Raw genomic sequence first — 20,588 nt, forward strand, 5'->3', positions numbered from 1 at the left:
GGTTGAGCTACTTTATTTCTTGAATAGCTGCCATAAGATCAGGTTCATATTGCTGAGTGCTGATAAGCTTGCCTTGATTGGCTTTATTGTGCCAATTAGATAAGGTCTGCATGGCGATGCCAAGCTGCTTTGCGGTCGCTGAGATATTGCCATTATTGTCTGCTATCTTCTTGACTGCCTCGGCTTTAAATTCGTCACAGTAGGTTCTTACTTTCTTGGTCATGATAAACTCCGATTAATACGCTTAGTTTACCAAATTTACCTCTACGGTTTCTTCAGCATAGCTCAAACCATTTTTTAGTAGTCATGGTGTTTAGTCGCACGCCTTCGCCTTTGACGTATATCATCCTAAGCACATATTAGGCATCAGCATCACCTTGATTAGCTTCGCGTTGAACTTGGCTAAAATCAGTAACCATAGCTGACACAGACAGCATCGCTGCTGCTAAAAAAGGATATATTTACGTGTTAAAGAGGTTTTAGGGAGGGTCATAGCAGATTTCTATAGATAGTTTTTTGGAACTTAAACTTATGTATTATTCTCATGATAGCAGAGCTATTTTCGAGCACTCGAACCGATGACTTTTTTTGCATGAAAACCATTTAACGTAACATCTCTAGGAAGAAGCTCAGTCTGCTAGTGAGGACTTGAGTCTTAGGCTATGCATTTATGGATTTATATCAAAAACAGTTTAGGGCGTGTCTTCAATTCAATCGATGGACATCTAAATGGGCTAAAAATGGCTAAATTTTGCCAAACTTCATCAAATAGCTAGGTAATATCCCGATATTAACGGCGCTATTTTCCTTGTTTGACTACAATTTATCTAATTTTTATTACCATTTTTAAAATGAAGACACGCCCTAGTATCTAAAACACTTACCAAACAGTTTTTCCTATCTTACCTCACCTTTACTGATCTTGTGTATAAGTGATAAAATAAAGTCCAAAACGTTATTCGACGTTTGATTTATTTGTTAATTACATAGGTATGTAATGATGGACGTCTAGTTTTAACTGGTCGTCCATCATTGCATGCCAATCTGCTTTTATATAAACAGGTGGTTCCGCTCATGGAAAAATTCATAGCTATTATTATGGCGGTTTTTGCCGCACCTTTGCTTATTGGAGGTACCTACTTACTCTCGTTAGGCGGTAGCGCTTACTATGTTATTGCTGGCATTACGATGCTTGTCACAGCATTCTTGCTATTTAAAAGACATTGGAGCGCCTATGGGCTCTATACTATTTTTATTATAGCGACCCTGGCTTGGGCGCTTTGGGAATCTGGGTTTTATTGGTGGGCACTGGCAACTCGCTTGGGCTTTCCGCTGATATTTGGTTTATTAATGTTATTGCCATGGGTATCTAACAAGATGCAGGGTAATAAAACTCGAGTATCAAAGAGCTCTGATAAAAATTTAGTTGCTAATGGTACATCGAGCTTACATTCCGAAAATCTTATTACAACTCCCTTCAAAGACGCCAAAAATAACTCAAAAAACCCTATTTATTATTGGGGATTGCTGGCTAGTGTGGTTGTGGGCGCACTGATCTCTTTTGGTAGTATGGCTAATAATGCCACCGATAAGTTAGGTGAACTCAATTTAACTGCCAAAGATGGTGCTGATCAAAATTCAACACCTACAAATCTTGGTGTTCCGTTATCAAATGGCGAGCAAACGCCAGAGGGTGAGTGGAGCGCGTATGGTGGTACTGACTATGGGCAGCGCTACTCGCCTCTGACTCAAATCACCACTGATAATGTCAAAGACTTAGAGCTTGCTTGGCAAATTCAAACAGGTGATGTCAAAGGTCCTAATGATATCGGTGAGACCACCTATCAGGCAACTCCTTTAAAGATTGGCAATGCCCTATATATGTGCACTCCACACAACTGGGTATTAGCTTTGGACGCAGACTCTGGTCAAACATTATGGAAGTTTGACCCCAAAGTAGGAAAAAATCTACAACGCCAACATCAAACGTGTCGAGGCGTGTCCTATTATGCAGGTCAAGCTGGTACTGATAGTATTTCTCCAGTTATTAATGATGAGACAAATAGTAATAATGCAGCTGTGACTAACACAACTGTCAAGACCGGCCATACACCAGTTCAGAAAGTAGCTGGTAATACCTTTGAAAACGCGTCTAAGCAATGCGATGCAAAAATATTTATTCCAACTTCCGATGCTAAGTTATATGCACTTGACCCAAATACTGGGCAACGTTGTCAAGATTTTGGTAAAGATGGTGCTTTAGATTTAATGCACAATATGCCATTTAAACAAGCGGGTTATTATTATTCAACGTCGCCTCCGATAGTGGTAGGCAATACGATTGTGGTGGCAGGTGCCGTTAATGATAACTACGACGTCAATTCACCTTCTGGTGTTATTCGTGCGTATGATGTCAATACTGGCGAGCTACTATGGAACTGGGATTCAGGAGATCCTGATAACACAGCGCCTTTCGATGTCAATGATCCAACTCAGATGTACAAAACCAGTTCACCAAACTCATGGGCGATCGCCAGCGCTGATGAAGAACTTGGTTTGGTCTATTTCCCTATGGGCAATCGTGTACCGGATCAATTAGGCAGCTATCGAACCGCAGATGAAGAAAAATATGCGACGTCTGTTGTCGCTTTAGACATTAAAACAGGTAAAGCGCGCTGGGTTCAACAATTTGTTCACCATGATCTTTGGGATATGGACACGCCAGCTCAGCCAAGCTTACTTGACTTAAAAACCAAAGAAGGTGTTCAGCCTGCACTGGTTGTTCCCACCAAACAAGGCGATGTGTATGTATTGAATCGCGCAACAGGCGAGCCAATCGTACCGATCAAAGAACGCGCCGCGCCGCAAGGTTACTTGGTTGCAGGTGAACATGCCGCTCCAACGCAACCTTACTCTGGTTTGAGTTTTGAGCCGCCGATGTTGAAAGAAAAAGACATGTGGGGCGCTAGCCTCATTGATCAGATGATGTGCCGTATTGAGTTTAACCAACTCAATTATGATGGTCGTTATACACCACCATCGACGAATGGCAGTTTGGTCTATCCTGGTAACTTCGGTACCTTTAACTGGGGCGGCCTCGCCGTTGATCCTGAAAATGGCGTAATGTTTGGTATGCCAACTTATTTGGCATTTACATCAAAACTCATTCCTAGAGACAATCTTGGTGAGGGAGAAACCAATACAGGAGAGCAAGGAGTTAATGAAAATAAAGGTGCAGATTACGCGGTAGAGCTGGGACCATTTTTATCACCGTTAGGCATTCCTTGTCAGCAACCACCATGGGGCACAGTAGCGGGTGCTGACCTAGCAACCGGTGAGATTGCCTATCAACGTAGAAACGGTACCGTGCAAGATTTGTCCCCTATTCCATTGAAGTTTGAGCTGGGTGTTCCTGGTATTGGCGGACCCATCATCACAAAAGGAGGCGTAGCATTTTTGTCAGCGGCTACTGAAAACAACTTCCGCGCCTATGATTTAAAAAATGGCGATGTATTGTGGAATGTTCGTATTCCAGCAGGTGGCCAAGCGACGCCTATGACTTATCTAAATTCTAAAGGTGAGCAGATGGTCGTATTGGTAGCTGGTGGACATGGTTCAGTTGGTACTACTATTGGGGATTATGTTATGGCTTATAAACTTGCTGACAAAGCCAAGTAACATCATACCTGTTTAATGAAGCGGTAATGATTTGATTCATTGCCGTTTTATTACTAAGGCATATATCCAATTTACCTTACAATGAACAGTGGTATATGCCAAGATAAGTATAGTTTGATTACTACTGTTAGACTGCGTAACTAAAATGTTTCCCGTCTTTTTACAGATTTGACAGCGGGGGCTAGATTAGAATACCATTAAAGATTCTTTTTACTAATCTTACTTATTAGCTAGTGAGATCTTTCCGGAGTAATCCTATGCAATGGACTAAACCAGCTTTTCAAGATATCCGTATCGGTTTCGAAGTCACTATGTATTTTGAAGCGCGTTAAAATTTACTAGACTTAAATACATTAAAAGCCCTAGATGATTAGGGCTTTTATTTTTTTGGAAATATTGATTTATGTATATTCACGTTTTAGGCTCAGCGGCTGGTGGTGGTTTTCCACAGTGGAATTGCAATTGCTATAATTGTCATGGTGTTCGTCAAGGCACAATTGAAGCAAAGACCCGCACCCAGTCTTCGATAGCCATATCAGAGAATGGCATAGATTGGATTTTATTCAACGCGTCACCTGATATTCGTCAGCAATTATTTGAATTTAAGGCGGCACAGCCAGCACGTAACCTGAGAGATACAGGCATCACGAATGTGGTTTTGATGGACAGTCAGCTTGACCATACGACTGGGCTATTGACCCTGCGAGAAGGGTGTCCGATTCCTGTTTGGTGTACTGAGATGGTCTACCAAGATCTCACGACAGGGTTTCCTATTTTCAATATGTTGAAACACTGGAATGGTGGCCTGCAATATCACCAAATTGATCCGAAACAGACCTTTAATATTGAAGGTTTTAGCAATTTAGAATTGACGCCTTTGGTGATTAGAAGCTCGGCACCACCCTACTCGCCACATCGTAATAACCCCCATGATGGCGATAATATTGCGCTGATTGTAAAAGACTTAAAAACGCAAAAACAACTCTTTTACGCGCCAGGTTTGGGCAAAATTGACGATGATATTATGCAGATTATGGAAGCCTCTGATTGTGTGATGATTGATGGCACTTTATGGACTGACAGTGAGATGCAAGAATGCGGTGTCGGTACAAAAACAGGCCAAGACATGGGGCATTTACACATTAGTGGTGAAGATGGATCACTGCACTATTTAGATCAGCTCAAAAACATTCGTAAGGTATTGATCCACATTAATAACACCAACCCAATATTGAATGAACAATCTGAACAGGCTGCAACATTGAAACAACACGGTGTTGAAGTGGCGTTTGATGGTATGCAGATTGAATTGTAAGGCGACAGCAAAATGAAGATAATGCAAGAAGAAAAAATAGCCCTAAGCGTAGAGGCCTTTGAACAAGCGATTATGGCTAAAGGTCAGTATTACCATATTTACCACCCTTTTCATATCATGATGCATGAAGGACAAGCGACTCAACAGCAGATTCAAGCGTGGGTCGCCAACAGATTCTATTATCAAATCAATATTCCCTTGAAAGATGCGGCAATCATGGCGAATTGCCCCGATCAGCGGGTGCGTCAAGAGTGGATTCAGCGCATGATTGATCAAGATGGCGTGTATCCTGATGGTGGCGGTCGTGAAGCATGGTTGAGTCTGGCAGAAGCGGTTGGTCTTAGCCGCGAACAAGTGATTTCTGAAGAATTGGTGTTGCCGGGTGTACGTTTTGCAGTCGATGCTTATGTAAATTTTGCGCGTCGTACCTCATGGCGAGAAGCAGCCAGCAGCTCACTGACAGAGCTTTTTGCCCCGCAGATTCATCAATCGCGCTTAGAGTCTTGGCCAAAACATTATCCTTGGATTAAAGAGCAAGGTTATACCTATTTTCGCTCGCGCTTAAGTCAGGCCCGCCGCGATGTTGAGCATGGCCTAACCATTACGCTCGACTCATTCAAAACAGTTGAACAACAAGAGCGTATGCTAGAGATTCTACAATTTAAACTGGATATTTTGTGGACCATTTTGGATTCTTTGAGCTTGGTCTATGTCCATAATCAAGCCCCTTACCAAAGCGTCACTGATGATAATGTCTGGCATAAAGGATTGTTCAAATGAGTTTACCTGAACTAGATCACTCTATCGTCCCAGTATGGCGTCATGGTTATCGCTTTCAGTTTGAGCCTGCACAGAACGCTTATGTGTTGCTGTACCCTGAAGGGATGATCAAATTAAATGAGAGTGCCAGCATCATCGGTCAACACATTGATGGTCAAGCGTCCATTGCTGATATTATTAAAAAGGTGAAGGCTATGTTTGGTGATATACCTGAAATCGAGCAAGACATTATCGAATATATGTTGGTGGCTCAACGTGAACATTGGATTGATTTAGTATGACTGCGCCAGTAGGACTGCCATTATGGCTATTGGCTGAGCTTACCTATCGCTGCCCATTACAATGCCCTTATTGCTCTAATCCTGTTGATTATGCTCAGTATAAGCAGGAACTGACAACGCAAGAATGGTTCGATGTTCTTGATCAGGCGCGGCAAATGGGCACGGTGCAGCTCGGCTTTTCTGGCGGTGAACCACTCGTTCGTCAAGATTTAGAACAATTGGTCGCTTATGCTCATAACAAAGGTTTTTACACCAATTTAATCACATCAGGCATGGGATTGAACGAATCTCGGATTGCTCGATTAAAAGAGGCTGGCCTTGACCACATTCAGATCAGTTTCCAAGCCAGTGATCCAACGGTTAACAATGCATTGGCTGGCTCAAAACATGCCTTTGAACAAAAGTATGAGATGTCACGTCTGGTCAAGCAGTACAACTATCCTATGGTGCTCAACTTTGTCATTCATCGGCAGAATATTGATCAGATTGATCAGATTATTGAGCTGTGCTTAGAGCTGGAAGCCGATACCGTTGAACTGGCCATTTGTCAGTTTTATGGTTGGGCATTTGAGAATATCGAAGGCTTACTACCAACCAAAGCGCAAGTGGTTCGAGCCGAGCGTATTACCAATGAGCACCGCAAGAAAATTGAAAAACGTGGCATCAAATGTAAACTCATTTTTGTCGTTCCTGATTATTACGAAGAACGTCCTAAACCCTGTATGGATGGTTGGGGTAAGATTTTCTTGACTGTGGCACCGGACGGCACAGCCCTACCTTGCCATGCCGCCAGACAATTACCAATACAGTTCCCTAACGTACGCAACACCCAACTTGCAGATATTTGGTATGAGTCTGCGAGCTTTAATCAGTTTCGCGGTGACGATTGGATGCCTGACATGTGCCAAAGCTGCCCAGATAAAGAGCGGGATTACAGCGGCTGTCGTTGCCAAGCGTTTATGCTGACTGGGGATGCCAAAAATGCCGATCCTGTGTGTGGCAAATCACCTTATCATTATCTGATCGAGGAAGCGCGTATAAACAGTGAAACGCCAGTTTCCTTTGAAGAGTTACGCTTTAGGAACCCTAAAAACTCAAAGCTATTGAGTCAAGAGCAATTAATTCCTACTCGTACGGTAATGGATGAATAATGAATGCTCAGCCTGTGATATTTGATGGACATAACGACCTATTGACCCGACTGTGGCTGAGTGCAGCCGCAGATCCTGTGCATGATTTCATTTATGGTACGCTACCAGGACATTTGGATTTACAACGTTGTCAGAAAGCGGGATGGATGGGCGGCTTATTTTCTATTTTCCTGCCGCCCTACGCTTATGTTAAAAAAAACCATCCTGACAAGTTATCAAATCTCTCAGGCTTAGATTTTGAGCCGCAAAAAATCGTGGATATTTGCTGTGCACAGTTGGCACTTGTGCAACAATTACAGGCGCGATCAGACGGTCAGATTCAGATTTGTAAGTCTTTAGCGCAAATTCAAGCCTGTCAGCAGAATCAGCAATTAGCCATCATCCTTCATTTGGAAGGTGCTGAGTTTTTAGCCATTAAACCTGAGTTATTGGATGTTTTTTATGATGCAGGTCTTAGAAGTATAGGGCCACTCTGGAATAGAAAAAGCCTCTTTGGTGATGGCTTAAATGCCTCCTTTCCTCATTCTCCCGATACAGGATCTGGTCTCACGGATCAAGGTAAAGACCTCATTCTAAAGTGTCGTGAAAAACATATGCTAATCGATGTGTCGCATATGAATGAGCGTGCTTTTTGGGATACGTTAGAGATTATTGATCAGCCCATTGTCGCGACACACTCTAATGCACACGCGTTATGTCAGCAAGCAAGGAATTTGACTGACCAGCAACTGGCTGCCATTAAACAAAGCGGTGGTATGGTTGGGGTGAACTTTGATGTTGCATTTCTTCGTGCTGACGGTCAACGCAACACGCAAACTTCAGTTGATGTGATTGTCGATCATCTTGATTATCTAGTTGACCATTTAGGCGAAGATCACGTCGGTTTTGGCTCTGATTTTGATGGTTGTCTATTGCCAGATGAGTTATCTGATATCAGTCAAATCTCTATGCTGATTGAGCACATGCAACAACGACATTTCTCCGATCCACTCATTGAAAAGATTACGTCAAAGAATTGGTTCACTGTGCTGGATAGGATATGGCAGTGATAATCGAGCTTTTTGAGAGGCAATATTTTTTTCTAACATCTTGTCTCAATTGCTGCCTAATTAATAGACTGTAGTGGCATAATCAAGCATCTGTTTCACCAAGTTACATACGGGTCGTCTCGATAGCTGGTAGCTGACTGACCCCTACCGTCAAATCCGTATAAAAAAATTCGGGAGATTTTAGTTAGGGAGCCTGACGATAGAAACCCACCCACATCTAAATTAGTTGACCCTTACACCTTTTCAACCTTCTTAATTTAATTAAAGGAAGTCAATGTATTTAGGTCATAAGTTAGATATCTGAACGTAATTCTCTATTAATTAACCCGTATTGCGTAGACCCGCTGCCAAAGCATTGATACTACGGATTAATGGATCTTCAACACTAAAGTCACCGTCATCATATATAGTGTCTTTTTGTCTGGCACGTTTCAACAACTCGATTTGTATGTAGTTAATCGGATCTAAATAAGCATTTCGCCACTGCAGTGACGCGGCAAGGTTTTGCTGATGTGCCAATAATGATGTCTGGTTAAGCAAAGAATTTAAACCTGAAAATGTCAGCTCGTGCTCATCGATTACCGCTTGCATAATCTTTTCACGTAATCCCTCATCTTCACATAACTGACTATAAGCCTGAGCAATGCTCATCTCAGACTTGGTAAACGCCATTTCAATATTACTAATAAATACGTTAAAAAATGGCCAGCAACTGTTCATCTCCCTCATTAAAGCTTCGTCTTGTTTAACACTATGAAGAGCACTACCTACGCCATACCAAGCTGGTAGGGTAAAGCGCGCTAAAGACCAACCAAATACCCAGGGAATCGCCCGCAAGGTTGTCTTACTAGGCAGACCTTTGTTACGGTGCGCTGGGCGTGAGCCGATATTTAATAAAGAGATTTCCTGCACTGGCGTCACTTGTGAGTAGAACTGATAAAACCCTTCGGTATGGTCAGTAAGCGTACGATAACTTTGTTCACCCGCATCGGCTAGACGCGCAAAGAGTGCTTCATAATTTGGTAGTTCAGGCGGTTGCACCACAAATCTTGTTGAGCACGCTTTGAGGGTACCAGTGATGCCCATGGTAAGCTCAAATACAGCAGTATCGGTGTTGGCATATTTGGCATAAAGGACTTCGCCCTGCTCGGTGACTTTAATTTCTCCATGCAGTGTCCCTGCGGGCTGAGCGGCAATTGCATTATGTGTTGAGCCGCCACCACGACTGACAGAGCCACCACGGCCATGAAACAAGCGGGTTTTGATACCATATTCCTCAGCGATACGGTTAATGGTTTGCTGCGCGCTATACAGCTGCCATGCAGAGGTGATAATACCGCCATCTTTTGATGAATCTGAATAACCCAGCATGATTTCTTGCGTGTTATCTAAGTGTTGCAGCAACCCTCGATAAAGCGGATTATCCAAGACGGCAGGTAAAATCTTATCGATATTTTTAAGGTCTTCGATGGTTTCAAACAAGGGTGCGACGGGTAAGTCAGCGGACAGTTGCCCTTCGTCATTCACTGTACATAAGCCTGCAAAGCGCATGAGTAGTAACACTTCTAATAATTGACTGGCGTTATTGGTCATTGATATGACGTAACTGCCGAAAGTATCTTGCCCGACCAGTTTACGTAAGGTTGCCACAGAGTTCATCAAAGCCAATTGTTCGCGTGTTTTATCACTCAAGTTATCGGTATAAATGAGCGGTGTACCGGGCTTTTCAAGTAAGCGCGTTAGCCATTCTTGGCGCTCGGTTTCACCCAGAGTCTGATAGTCTGGTAAGTTCGAGGCATTGGCGAAAATATCAGCAATCACTTCACTATGATAAGACGATTCTTGGCGAATATCGAGCGCTGCTAGATGAAAGCCGCAGGTTTTGACCAGACGAATCGTATCAAGTAATAAGCCGTCACTATGTGCTTTGTCATGAGTATTGACACTTTTTCGGATGATACGTAAATCTTCTAACAACTCTTGTGGGTTGGCGTAAGCATCGTGTGCGGCGTCGAGGTCTGTACCTTTGCTTTGAATATGGCTATTAGTCGATTTTATTTTGGCAAGAATAATCGATAACAGTCTTCGGTACGGCTCATTGTTGTAATCGTCAGTATTGTAATCAAAGACTCGTCTGTCGAGCTCACGATAACTTTCAATTTTTGTATACACGTCAGGTTCGATAGCGACAATTGTATCGCTGTGAATCAGTTCACGACGCAATTTTTTGATCAACACTTGATAGTGACGCAAGACGGTATTGGCATGCATCAATACGGCCATTTCTGTGGTGTCATGAGTGACAAAGGGATTGCCATCTCTGTCACCACCGATCCAAGAACCAAAGCTCATGAACGCCGGTAAGGGATAGTCTGTTAGCTCAGGATAGATATCAACAATGGCGTCTTTAATATTACGGTAAACTTTGGGAATGGCGCTGAATAAACTGGCATTGAAATAATGCAGGCCATTATTGATCTCGTCATAGACTAAAGGTTTACGCGTCCGTACTTCATCAGATGACCATAATAAATCAATGGTTTGCGCCGTTTGTTCTTTCGCTTGCTCATAGGCGAAACTGTTTTCAGGAAGATTATTCAAAGCATCGCTATGCTTGAATAAACTCTGCAATAGATTCATCGTCGTACGGCGACGCGCTTCAGTCGGATGGGCGGTGAATACTGGGATAAATTTTAGTTGCTCAATCAGCTCTTGCATTTGGGCGGGTTCAATATTGCGCTCACGACATTCAAGCAGCGTACGCCGAAACGAGCCTTCCCAGCTATGTTCCGATTGCATACGCAAGGCTTGACGTTGTTCTCGTAAGTAATTTTCTTCACTGAGATTGGCTAAGAAGAAATAGATAGAAAAGCTGCGGATGACATTTTTTAAGGTTTGGTTGTCTAACGAGGCAATAAAGTCGATGAGTTGTTGCTGGTTCGCTGCGTTAGGCGCCCGGCGTTGCTGGATAAAACCTTGGCGTAGGGTTTCAATCGTGTTGAGTGTTTGTTCGCCCGTTTGCCGAGAAATCGCCTCTCCTAGAAATGAGCCTAATAAGCTGATGCGTTCACGTAGTACGTCGTTATCAATAGTCATCCTTGATCTCCTGATCAAATTCATTCAAATATAGTCGTGCGGTCTTAAATGTAGGTTTTCTATGGTGTAAGCCATTTAACCTGTTTATGTGGATCTCGAAGCTCTCGCTTCTCATCAGCCAAGACGTTGTCAGCTTTATGTATTAATCATTTATTTTTTGGTGATACTGGGTCAGCCATTCCTGTAATGGTATATCTGTCTATCCCTAGTCAGCCAACAATATTATGAGTTTCATTATTACGATTGATGACTAAACTAACGGCTTCAAGTTTAATTCTCCAGCTTTACTAAACAGTCAGAATTAATATCAGCAATCGTTTTGGCACCAGTCAAGGTCATTGCGACGCGTATTTCTTTATCTAGCAGTTCTAACAAATTGCTTACCCCTGCACCGCCATCCGCTGCTAAAGCATAAATAAAAGCGCGCCCTAGCATGCAAATATCAGCGCCCAAAGCCAACATACGCACAATATCTAAGCCATTACGTATACCAGAGTCGGCTAAAATTTTAATCTCTCCTTTAACTGCATCGGCAATAGGAGGCAGAGCACGTGCACTGGATAAAACACCGTCCAGCTGTCGCCCACCATGATTCGATACGACTATGCCGTCGGCTCCAAAACGCACCGCATCTTTGGCATCTTCTGGGTCCAAAATACCTTTGATGACCATAGGCCCATCCCAGTACTCGCGAATCCAATCTAAATCTTTCCAAGAAATAGAGGGGTCAAAGTTATTACCTAGCCAGCCTATATAGTCTTCCAATCCTGTTGGCTTACCTAAATAAGTAGAGATATTGCCCAGATCGTGCGGACGGCCATTTAGCCCTACATCCCATGCCCATTGCGGATGCGTCATAGACTGTAAGTAACGGCGCATAGCAGCATTTTTACCGCTCATACCAGAGTGCATATCTCGGTAGCGTGCCCCTGGTACTGGCATATCTACCGTAAAAACCAAGGTCGAACACCCCGCCGCTTTGGCACGCTCCAAGGCATTTTTCATAAAACCTCGGTCCTTTAATACATAAAGCTGAAACCACATCGGACGGTTAATTTTAGGCGCTACTTCTTCAATCGGACAAACCGAAACTGTCGACATGGTAAACGGAATGCCTTTTTGATCGGCTGCCATAGCGGCCTGCACTTCTCCGCGGCGGGCATACATACCTGTCAGACCCACGGGTGACAACGCGACAGGCATAGACAGAGTTTCATTAAATAACTGCGTCTCGAGACTAAGCAGTGACATATCATTTAGTACACGTTGTCTAAGGGCAATTTTCGATAAATCTTCAACATTATGTTTTAAGGTATATTCCTCATAAGCACCGCCATCTATATAATGAAATAGAAATGGTGGCAGTCGGCGCTTGGCAGCAGCCCTGTAGTCGTTTGGAGATGAAATAATCATACGCTTGCCCTTATTCTGTTAAATATCTATGTAATATTTTTGAATCTCTAATTATTTATTGATTAGTGCTAAACGATGGATGCAATTGGCTTATTTTTGAAGCGGCAAGCTCAACCCACACTCACTATTACACACAGCACGAGCAGTTACGTTTGGTTTTCGACATTTTACCGATGCCGGGATTAAAGCTATTGGTTGGGTCTAGGCTTTTATAGAAATTCTGCAAATCAGGCTCTGCTTCGTATAGATGCCCTACATTATGCTCAGCAGGATATTTGGCTCCGCGTGCGCTCAATAGCTCTAACATCATCTTTTTAACAAGGTGTGCATCACTGCCCTTCTTCAAAATATAATCTTGATGAAACACATAGCAAAAGAAGTGTCCGTAATACAGCTTCATCTCTAAGTGTTTTTCAATTTCTTCAGGTAGGGTTTCAAGCCATTCTAATTCATTACGCGGTATGGCAATATCTAATGCCAATATCTCACCAACTTCTTTTTCATGTATGATTTCATAGCGTAATGCGGCACCGGCTGCCGCAAAACGATTTAAAAGCGCGCTTTCTGACTCTTCCTGGCTACATTCAAAATAGTTACCCGTGTCTGAAGCAGCAAAGAAGGTCTTCAGAAAATCCTGTGCCTCTGCTATCCCTTCATCACTCATTTTTAAGATTAGGTGATGCTCATATTGTTCACGATACTCAATCATGCGCTTCGGTAAATGCTTTGGAAATAGAGTAGCGATGAACTGCATGACTTTGTCAGTAAAATGCTTTGGCATCCATGACCACTTATGAAATTTAGCGTCAATAGCGCCTTTGATAGAAAACAATCTAGGTAAGGCATCTGTGCCGAGATGCTTAATACTTAGGAACGTGTCTTTACCGTATTTAGCGGAGACATCAAATATATCACGATGCATATACTCGCCCACTTCAGGGATATTGTCGAAGCTTGATAGTATCTGCCTTCTGAGCTGTGCAAGCTCACTCACACTGTTAGTGCCTATGTAAAAGGTTTTCTCTTTTGCCGCTATTGGATAAGTGTCAAGACGTACTGCAAACACCGCAAGCTTGCCAGCGCAGCCACTGGCTTCATACAGTCTGCGCTTGTCCGCATTAAAGCGACTGGGCGTGCTTGCATCAACGTCTTTTACTCTGGCGATGTACTCTTTGTCAGATGCGAGCTTGCCACTATCAGGTAATTCTCTTTTATCAAAATTACCATTTTGCAAATTAGTCAGTATTTCTTCTGGCGTATCACCTAGCTCTACGTCTAGATGACTAACCAATACCAGCTGTCCTTGTTCGTTTATTTGGGCAAACAACGCAAGCTCGGTATAGGCGGGCCCTCTTTTGACCAAAGCCCCACCAGAGTTATTAGATATACCGCCAATAATAGACGCGCCTAACGTCGAGGAACCGATGACGGAATGAGGCGCTCTATTGACAGCATTAAGCTGACTTTGTAGCTGATGCAATGTCGCACCAGGCAAGCTGATCACTTGCTCGTTGTCATTCACCAAATACAACTGGTTCATTGCAAGCGTATTAATCACCACAACTGGTCTATCGTAGTCATTACCGCTCGGTGTTGAGCCTTCAGTCAGACCTGTCTTAGCCGCTTGCATGATAATGATGCAGTCGCCTTCAACGCATACTTCTAGGCTACGCCAAATCTCCAGCAGTGTTTGCGGAAATAAAACGGCTAAGGCACTGCCACCACCAGAGCGCCACCCCATTCTATAGTGCTCATTTTTCTCTGGATCAGCCTGTACATTACTAGCACCCAGTAATTGTGTTAGCTTGTCTAGTACTTGATCAGGACTAAGCATGCCTTGAGAATCGCGATTTGACGAAGATATATGATGCTCCTTATCTTGTGATTGTGTGTCATTCATCATGCTAAGGGCCCTTGAAAACCAAAAATGTAAATGGCGGCCATGACGATGATGCCACAGAACAACACATAGTATATGGTGGGTAAAATAGTACGCCTAAGTGTGGCGCCCTCCATACCAAGTAAACCCACCGTTGCTGATGCAGCCACCACGTTATGTATGGCAACCATATTACCGGCTGCGGCACCAACAGCTTGAGACGCTATGATTAAAGAAGGTGAAATACGTAGGCTCACCGCCGCTTCATACTGAAATTGACTAAACATCATGTTAGAAACGGTATTAGAACCCGCGATAAAGGCCCCTAGTGCACCAATGGTAGAACTAATTAACGGAAAAGCGTTGCCAAAAGTACCCGCAAACAACTCGGCACTGGCGACTGGCATACTCGCCACATCTGATAAGTTTACCCCTGAATTGATAAAGATTCTGACCATTGGAATCGTAAAAACCAGTACAAAACCAGCTCCTAAGACCGTTTTAGTTGATTCTTTAAAGGCATTATTTAGTGCACTACCTGGTTTTTTAGTTTGCAGAGCAGCGGCAACCAAGGCGCTTATTACTAACAAGCCTCCAGGTAAGTACAGAGGACTAAAACTAGCGCTTACATCTGCCTCTCCTAAAACCGTCGTAAAATCTAACGTTGCACTGGTTAATAAGGATTCAAATCCAGCGAATACTCTTGAGCACACCAGTAAGACTGCAACGAGTAAATAAGGGAACCACGCCATAACCGCAGACATCTTTTTACTGGTTAAATCAAGCGTCACATCTTCTTTACTGACCACCAGTTTACCCATCCATTCGCTTGGCCAGTTTTTCTGAGGCGCAAAATCCCAAGTTGTTTTTGGGACTAAAAACCCTCTTTTAGCAGCGTTTACAACAATGGCTATACTAACTAAACCTCCGACCAGTGAAGGAAACTCTGGCCCTAAAAAAACACCGGTTATCATATAAGGGATTGTAAATGCCAAGCCTGCAAAAATCGCAAACGGCCAAATAGCGAAGCCTTCTTTCCAGCTTTTATTCTTACCAAAAAAGCGGGTGAGCATCATCACCATAAAAAGTGGCATAAACGTACCAATGACACCATGCATGATAGCCACTTGACTGGTAATCAGTTGTAAAAAGTCGCCCCACTGTAGTCCTTCTTGTGCCAGTTGAGCGCTAATGGCCGCTTTATCTAACCCATTATTTACCCCAATAACGATAGGCGTACCGACCGCACCAAATGATACAGGTGTACTTTGTATCATCATTCCCATCAACACCGCACCCAGCGCTGGAAATCCTATCGCCACCAGCAAAGGCGCAGCAATAGCGGCAGCTGTACCAAAACCTGAGGCACCCTCAAGAAAGCAGCCAAAGCACCATGCAATAATAATGGCTTGCACACGCCTATCTGGCGATACATTGGTAAACCCAGCACGGATAACGGCGATTGCACCAGTATGTTTTAATGTATTCAACAGAAAAATAGCACCAAAGACAATCCACAACACCGAGACAGTTATCACCAAACCCTGAATAATAGATGATGACACTCGGTTAAGCGTCATATCCCATATAAAAATGGCAAGCGCAGCGGTAACAACTAAAATGATAGGCATTGTTTTTTTAGCTGACCATTGCAAGCCTATAAGAAAAATACCACAGAGAACGATTGGCAGTAATGCCAAAAGCCCATATATTGTTTGATTCAAAATTACATCCTTTTGATTGTGCGATCTTCCCTGAACCAAGTCATCGCAGCCTTTATTTTGACGACTCAATGATGACTAAGTTGTATTAAACATTCACAAACAGGGACTGCTAATTTATCCAAGCCGTCTTGTAGACAAAACCGAGCACGACTTGCGACAGTCTATGGCCCATGTTCAAAAAGCCCTAAAATAGTCTACGCCTTGTTAATTAATTGATATATTGCATCAATGGACAATATTATTTTCCTTTTTTGCTATAATCTAATCCGCATTACGCCAATTGGAGCACAAGCATGGTCAAAGCTGACGATATGGTTTTATTTGTCCAAGTTGTTGAGGAAGGGTCGTTTTCTAAGGTCGCTGAAAAGATGTCATTAACCAATTCAGTAGTGAGCAAGCGCATTGCAAAACTAGAAAAAAACTTAAATACTCAGCTACTTTATAGAAGCACTAGAAAGTTGAGCTTAACCGATGCAGGGAGGACGCTGTATGACAAAGCTAAAATTGCTAAACTTGCCTTTCAAGAAGCAGAAGATGCGGTGACGGGTTACGGTGAGGATATGAGAGGCACTATACGTATAACCATGCCTGTGGTCTCTGCGAATTTGATATTGAGCGAATCGATTGCCGAATTCTGTGAACAGCATCCTGAAATCTCAGTAGATTTACAAATTACCAATCGCTTGGTTGACTTGATAGAAGAAGGCTTTGATTTGGCAATAAGGACCGCTGAGCTTGAAGACTCATCGCTCATTGCAAGGCGCCTGATAGATAGCCAATGGGTGATATGTGCGACGCCAGATTATTTAAAGCGATATGGTACGCCTCAAACCCCTGAAGAATTAGACAATCATGAGTGCATAATCTATAAGTTAGATAATACCTCTAACAACATATGGCCAGTATGTATAGACGGCACAGAGCAATTAATGCCTGTCCATGGTAGGTTTCATAGCAATCATCTTAGTGCGATTAAACAAGCCACGCTCAGCGATTTAGGCATTGCTTTTTTGCCCCAAGCGTTGGTCCATGAGGAGATACAACAACATACACTTACTCAGATTTTGCAACGGTTTACACGAAAGGAACTGGGCATGTATGCAGTATATCCTAAGGCCAGGCAACCAGATCAAAAGTTAAAACTGCTCGTTGCACATTTGCGAGACTCATTACACCGGAAACAGGCTTACTACTGCTAAGTAAAAAGCCTATTTTGATGTCTATAAAAAGATGAATGAAATAAAAAAGCTAATAGAGCCTTTCCTAAAAACTGTGTAACTGCTTATAATCCAATAACAGGAGAATAAGCAATGACTACTCAATCTGACATCAAGAAACTGGCCGAGCAAATGGCTGGTAGCATGAACAGCTTCGATGACATCAAAGATTTTCAAAAGCAGCTCATGCAATCCTTTATTGATACTGCCTTAGAAGCTGAGATGGAAGACTGAGCTATGCTGAAGAAACCGTACAAGTAAACTTGGTAAACTAAGCATATTAATCGGAGTTTATCATGGTCAAGAAAATAAGAACCTATAGCACAGAATTTAAAGCTGAAGCCGTTAAGAAGATATCAGACAATAATGGCAATATCTCAGCAACCGCAAAGCAGCTTGGCATTGCCATGCAAACGCTATCGAATTGGCATAACAAAGCCAACCAAGGCAAGCTTGTCGGCACAGAGTAATACGACCCTGATCTTATGACAGCTCTTCAAGAAATAAAGCAGCTCAAACGACAGCTCAAAGTTGCCGAAGAGGAGCGCGAGATCTTAAATGAGGAGGGATAAAGCGAAGCACTGCTTCGCCCCGACGCAAGGGGAGAGCTATGCTCGAATGAGGCGACGGCGTACTTCGCGAAAAACAGCTAGTCAGGTACGCCTTCATCAAAGATAACCAGCACTTCTTTACCATCACCCCTATGTGCCGCGTGCTAAGGGTTAAGCATTCAAGTTACTACGACTGGCTGAGTCGCGATATCAGCGAGCAGCAGATACATCGCAACCATTGTGAGCTACTCGTTAAAGCCGCTCACAGTGAAACTCATGAGCGCTATGGTGTTGAGCGTCTGCATGCGCATCTAAGTGAGCAAGGTCATAACATCAGTCCTTACATGGTCAGAAGCATCAAAGAGGAATACAGCATCAAATGCCGTCGCCACAAACGCTTTAAAGTCACCACCGACTCCAATCACAACAAACTGGTCTATCCAAACGTGTTGGATCAAGAGTTTGATGCCAGTCGCCCTAACCAAGCGTGGGCCAGTGACATCACCTATATTTGGACGCTTGAGGGCTGGTTGTATTTAGCGGGAGTCAAAGATTTATATACCAAAGAGCTGGTCGGCTATGCGATCAATAAGCGAATGACCGCAGATCTAGTATGCAAAGCATTGAACATGGCCATCAAGAATAAACAACCAAGCAAAGGGCTAGTCGTTCACTCTGACAGAGGCAGTCAGTACTGTAGCCATGCTTACCACAAGATCATCAAGCAGCATCAGTTTACAGGTTCAATGAGCGGTAAAGGCAACTGCTTTGACAACGCACCCATAGAAAGCTTCTGGGGCATATTGAAGAACGAGCTAGTATATCACCAAGACTATAAAACAAGGTTTGCAGCTATCAGAGATATCATTGGATATATTGAGTTATATTATAATCAGACTAGGATTCAAAAGGGTTTAGGCTATAAATCGCCAAGACAGGTGTGGTTTGATTATTATCGTCAGGCTGCGTAATCAAAATCTCCCAAGTTTATATATACGGGATTGACGGCAGGGGTCACTATCTTTTGCGAGCAGCTCAGGAATCATCTGCTTGGTATGTTTGGCAATGGTCTTATTGATAGTCTGACGGGAAAGTTCAGGACTGTTTTTAAAATCAAGAGTGGTGACTTTACCACCGTAATAGCGCTGCACCGTATCCAAATAAGTTTGATTGGGGCTCAAGCCTTGATGTATCCATAAGTCATTAACCGTGCTTAAGTCATAATTTGAATTGGGTTTATTAAATTGATTGTAGAGCGCGGCACTATTGGGATTAAGGATAGCTGGCGTTGGATAATGAAAGGTCTTTTGGATTTGCTGCTTTGTTTCACCCTCTGCTGCGGCATAGAGCATAGCCATGGCAGTGGACAAGCTATAGGGCGAGAAGAAGATGTTTTTATCTGATTGTGCAGGTTGCTTATTTATCTGCTGATACAGATCAATAGCGAATTGATTGTTGGCATTAACGACTTGCTTGATACCTTCAGGCGTTGAAGCAGAGTCGTCAGCAGCGATATAGTTCTTATCAGTCTTTGGGGTTGAAGGGTTCTCAGTCTTGCTAACTACAGGTTTTTCGGCTGCCGCTTTTATCAGTTGATTGTCAACCAAGCTATTATTACAACCAGCGATTGCCAGTAAACTGCCTAAAGCAAGCATACCCATGCTGAGCTTAATCGTAGGCTTTTTATAAATGTAATAGTTACGGTTTTTCACGGCGCTGTACCTCTTTATAATTCGGATGATGTCCTGATTATATACAAGGGTTTAGGCTGATTTAGTAAACATATGCTAATAAATTTAAGGATGATATTTCAGATGAATACAGTGTATAAGGACAGCCATAAGCTTAAAAAATACTTAATCATATTTTTAGCAATCTTAATATCAGGTTGTATGACACCTTCAAAAAACATGATGAATAAAGCCACTAGTGAGAATAAAGTCCTGAAGACTGAAATAGAGGATATCTCTAATATATTAACACCGACATATGCAGATATATTTACATACCCTTTTGATCCTGAGGAACCCCAGTTAGACATGGGGGTCGGTGGACGATTGGTTGTAATAGAGGGTTGTTTATTAATAGAGTCAAGTGATGGCATGTTTTCTACGCCTATACTGCCTGAAGGAGTGACCTATTGGGATAAAGGTAAAGGCATTGTCTATATTTATGACAGAGGCTTTTTAATAGGTAATATTATTCGTTCAAATGGTATTGCTTTAGATAGTCAGTTTCAAAAAGTACAAGATATTTTTATATCAAAAGCGAAGCCCTCGTGCCTCAAACGTAGCTCAATATTGTTCGGCACTAAATTTGACTAGCAGGCAAATCAGCTTAAGAGGTCAATTATAAAGAGAGAGTGCTTTACAAAAGCCAAGTAGTGAAAGTGCTTTGCCATGTATGAAAAACTCAAATACTCATTTCAAGTATCTACTGAAGAATCAGAAGTAT

General features: G+C 42.8%; 14 protein-coding genes and 3 pseudogenes. 11 read left to right on the top strand and 6 right to left on the bottom strand.

Annotation, left to right across the window (positions count from 1 at the left end):
• Positions 1-10: 10 nt before the first annotated feature.
• Positions 11-223 (bottom strand): annotated as a pseudogene (locus ACT3QP_RS11180) (IS3 family transposase); the annotation flags it as partial.
• 851 nt (positions 224-1,074) lie between these two features.
• On the opposite strand from ACT3QP_RS11180, the gene ACT3QP_RS11185 reads away from it, so the two are divergent.
• The 7 genes from ACT3QP_RS11185 to ACT3QP_RS11215 all read left to right on the top strand — a co-directional run bounded on the left by ACT3QP_RS11185 (position 1,075) and on the right by ACT3QP_RS11215 (position 8,254).
• Positions 1,075-3,678 (top strand): membrane-bound PQQ-dependent dehydrogenase, glucose/quinate/shikimate family, encoded by a 2,604-nt coding sequence (locus ACT3QP_RS11185; RefSeq protein ID WP_192992256.1) that lies wholly within the window; start codon positions 1,075-1,077, stop codon positions 3,676-3,678.
• A 257-nt stretch (positions 3,679-3,935) separates the two neighbouring features.
• Positions 3,936-4,010, top strand: coding sequence for a pyrroloquinoline quinone precursor peptide PqqA (gene pqqA / locus ACT3QP_RS11190; RefSeq protein ID WP_082894360.1), 75 nt, complete (start codon positions 3,936-3,938; stop codon positions 4,008-4,010).
• A 71-nt stretch (positions 4,011-4,081) separates the two neighbouring features.
• The gene (pqqB, locus tag ACT3QP_RS11195; protein WP_068407044.1) at positions 4,082-4,993 is read left to right on the top strand and encodes a pyrroloquinoline quinone biosynthesis protein PqqB; all 912 of its coding nucleotides are present in this window, start codon (positions 4,082-4,084) and stop codon (positions 4,991-4,993) included.
• A gap of 21 nt (positions 4,994-5,014) precedes the next feature.
• Entirely contained in the window at positions 5,015-5,773 is a 759-nt protein-coding gene (gene pqqC, locus ACT3QP_RS11200) for a pyrroloquinoline-quinone synthase PqqC (RefSeq protein WP_192992258.1), read from the top strand.
• Entirely contained in the window at positions 5,770-6,054 is a 285-nt protein-coding gene (pqqD, locus tag ACT3QP_RS11205) for a pyrroloquinoline quinone biosynthesis peptide chaperone PqqD (RefSeq protein ID WP_068407047.1), read from the top strand. Before pqqC ends, pqqD begins: the two co-directional genes overlap by 4 nt.
• Positions 6,051-7,205 (top strand): pyrroloquinoline quinone biosynthesis protein PqqE, encoded by a 1,155-nt coding sequence (gene pqqE / locus ACT3QP_RS11210; RefSeq protein ID WP_068407050.1) that lies wholly within the window; start codon positions 6,051-6,053, stop codon positions 7,203-7,205. Before pqqD ends, pqqE begins: the two co-directional genes overlap by 4 nt.
• Positions 7,205-8,254: a dipeptidase gene (locus tag ACT3QP_RS11215; protein ID WP_180952532.1), complete on the top strand. Its 1,050-nt coding sequence runs from the start codon at positions 7,205-7,207 to the stop codon at positions 8,252-8,254. Before pqqE ends, ACT3QP_RS11215 begins: the two co-directional genes overlap by 1 nt.
• A 321-nt stretch (positions 8,255-8,575) precedes the next feature.
• Here the strand turns inward: ACT3QP_RS11215 and ppc are convergent, their stop codons facing one another.
• The 4 genes from ppc to ACT3QP_RS11235 form a co-directional block, all read right to left on the bottom strand.
• The gene (ppc, locus tag ACT3QP_RS11220) at positions 8,576-11,350 is read right to left on the bottom strand and encodes a phosphoenolpyruvate carboxylase (protein ID WP_192992257.1); all 2,775 of its coding nucleotides are present in this window, start codon (positions 11,348-11,350) and stop codon (positions 8,576-8,578) included.
• 270 nt (positions 11,351-11,620) lie between these two features.
• Positions 11,621-12,763 carry an FMN-dependent L-lactate dehydrogenase LldD gene (lldD, locus tag ACT3QP_RS11225; RefSeq protein ID WP_068408375.1) on the bottom strand — a complete coding sequence of 381 codons (1,143 nt, stop codon included), beginning with the start codon at positions 12,761-12,763 and terminating at the stop codon, positions 11,621-11,623.
• Between the two features lie 127 nt (positions 12,764-12,890).
• On the bottom strand, positions 12,891-14,597 hold the full coding sequence (dld, locus tag ACT3QP_RS11230; RefSeq protein ID WP_192992259.1) for a D-lactate dehydrogenase: 1,707 nt from the start codon (positions 14,595-14,597) through the stop codon (positions 12,891-12,893).
• A gap of 65 nt (positions 14,598-14,662) precedes the next feature.
• Complete coding sequence (locus tag ACT3QP_RS11235) at positions 14,663-16,366, bottom strand: L-lactate permease (protein ID WP_102076855.1); 1,704 nt, start codon at positions 16,364-16,366, stop codon at positions 14,663-14,665.
• Between the two features lie 293 nt (positions 16,367-16,659).
• Between ACT3QP_RS11235 and ACT3QP_RS11240 the strand changes: the two genes are divergently transcribed.
• The 3 genes and pseudogenes from ACT3QP_RS11240 to ACT3QP_RS11250 all read left to right on the top strand — a co-directional run bounded on the left by ACT3QP_RS11240 (position 16,660) and on the right by ACT3QP_RS11250 (position 19,105).
• Positions 16,660-17,565: a LysR family transcriptional regulator gene (locus tag ACT3QP_RS11240; RefSeq protein ID WP_444525543.1), complete on the top strand. Its 906-nt coding sequence runs from the start codon at positions 16,660-16,662 to the stop codon at positions 17,563-17,565.
• A 111-nt stretch (positions 17,566-17,676) separates the two neighbouring features.
• Positions 17,677-17,814, top strand: a pseudogene (locus ACT3QP_RS11245) (IS256 family transposase); the annotation flags it as partial.
• A gap of 65 nt (positions 17,815-17,879) precedes the next feature.
• A pseudogene (locus ACT3QP_RS11250) lies at positions 17,880-19,105 on the top strand (IS3 family transposase).
• Here the strand turns inward: ACT3QP_RS11250 and ACT3QP_RS11255 are convergent.
• Positions 19,106-19,846 (bottom strand): serpin family protein, encoded by a 741-nt coding sequence (locus ACT3QP_RS11255; protein ID WP_442065670.1) that lies wholly within the window; start codon positions 19,844-19,846, stop codon positions 19,106-19,108.
• Positions 19,847-19,948: 102 nt separating this feature from the next.
• On the opposite strand from ACT3QP_RS11255, the gene ACT3QP_RS11260 reads away from it, so the two are divergent.
• Positions 19,949-20,458, top strand: a complete 510-nt coding sequence (locus tag ACT3QP_RS11260) for a hypothetical protein (RefSeq protein WP_068403484.1) — start codon at positions 19,949-19,951, stop codon at positions 20,456-20,458.
• Positions 20,459-20,588 lie beyond the last annotated feature (130 nt).

Origin of the sequence: Psychrobacter sp. AOP7-B1-24 (assembly GCF_052376215.1) — a bacterium.
Taxonomy (GTDB): Bacteria; Pseudomonadota; Gammaproteobacteria; order Pseudomonadales; family Moraxellaceae; genus Psychrobacter.

Bases quoted from the DNA above. Each gene is read 5' to 3' on its own strand.
- ACT3QP_RS11185 (WP_192992256.1), top strand. From the start codon at position 1,075: ATGGAAAAATTCATAGCTATTATTATGGCGGTTTTTGCCGCACCTTTG.
- pqqB (WP_068407044.1), top strand. From the start codon at position 4,082: ATGTATATTCACGTTTTAGGCTCAGCGGCTGGTGGTGGTTTTCCACAG.
- pqqC (WP_192992258.1), top strand. From the start codon at position 5,015: ATGCAAGAAGAAAAAATAGCCCTAAGCGTAGAGGCCTTTGAACAAGCG.
- pqqD (WP_068407047.1), top strand. From the start codon at position 5,770: ATGAGTTTACCTGAACTAGATCACTCTATCGTCCCAGTATGGCGTCAT.
- pqqE (WP_068407050.1), top strand. From the start codon at position 6,051: ATGACTGCGCCAGTAGGACTGCCATTATGGCTATTGGCTGAGCTTACC.
- ACT3QP_RS11215 (WP_180952532.1), top strand. From the start codon at position 7,205: ATGAATGCTCAGCCTGTGATATTTGATGGACATAACGACCTATTGACC.
- ppc (WP_192992257.1), bottom strand. From the start codon at position 11,350: ATGACTATTGATAACGACGTACTACGTGAACGCATCAGCTTATTAGGC.
- lldD (WP_068408375.1), bottom strand. From the start codon at position 12,763: ATGATTATTTCATCTCCAAACGACTACAGGGCTGCTGCCAAGCGCCGA.
- dld (WP_192992259.1), bottom strand. From the start codon at position 14,597: ATGCTTAGTCCTGATCAAGTACTAGACAAGCTAACACAATTACTGGGT.
- ACT3QP_RS11240 (WP_444525543.1), top strand. From the start codon at position 16,660: ATGGTCAAAGCTGACGATATGGTTTTATTTGTCCAAGTTGTTGAGGAA.
- ACT3QP_RS11260 (WP_068403484.1), top strand. From the start codon at position 19,949: ATGAATACAGTGTATAAGGACAGCCATAAGCTTAAAAAATACTTAATC.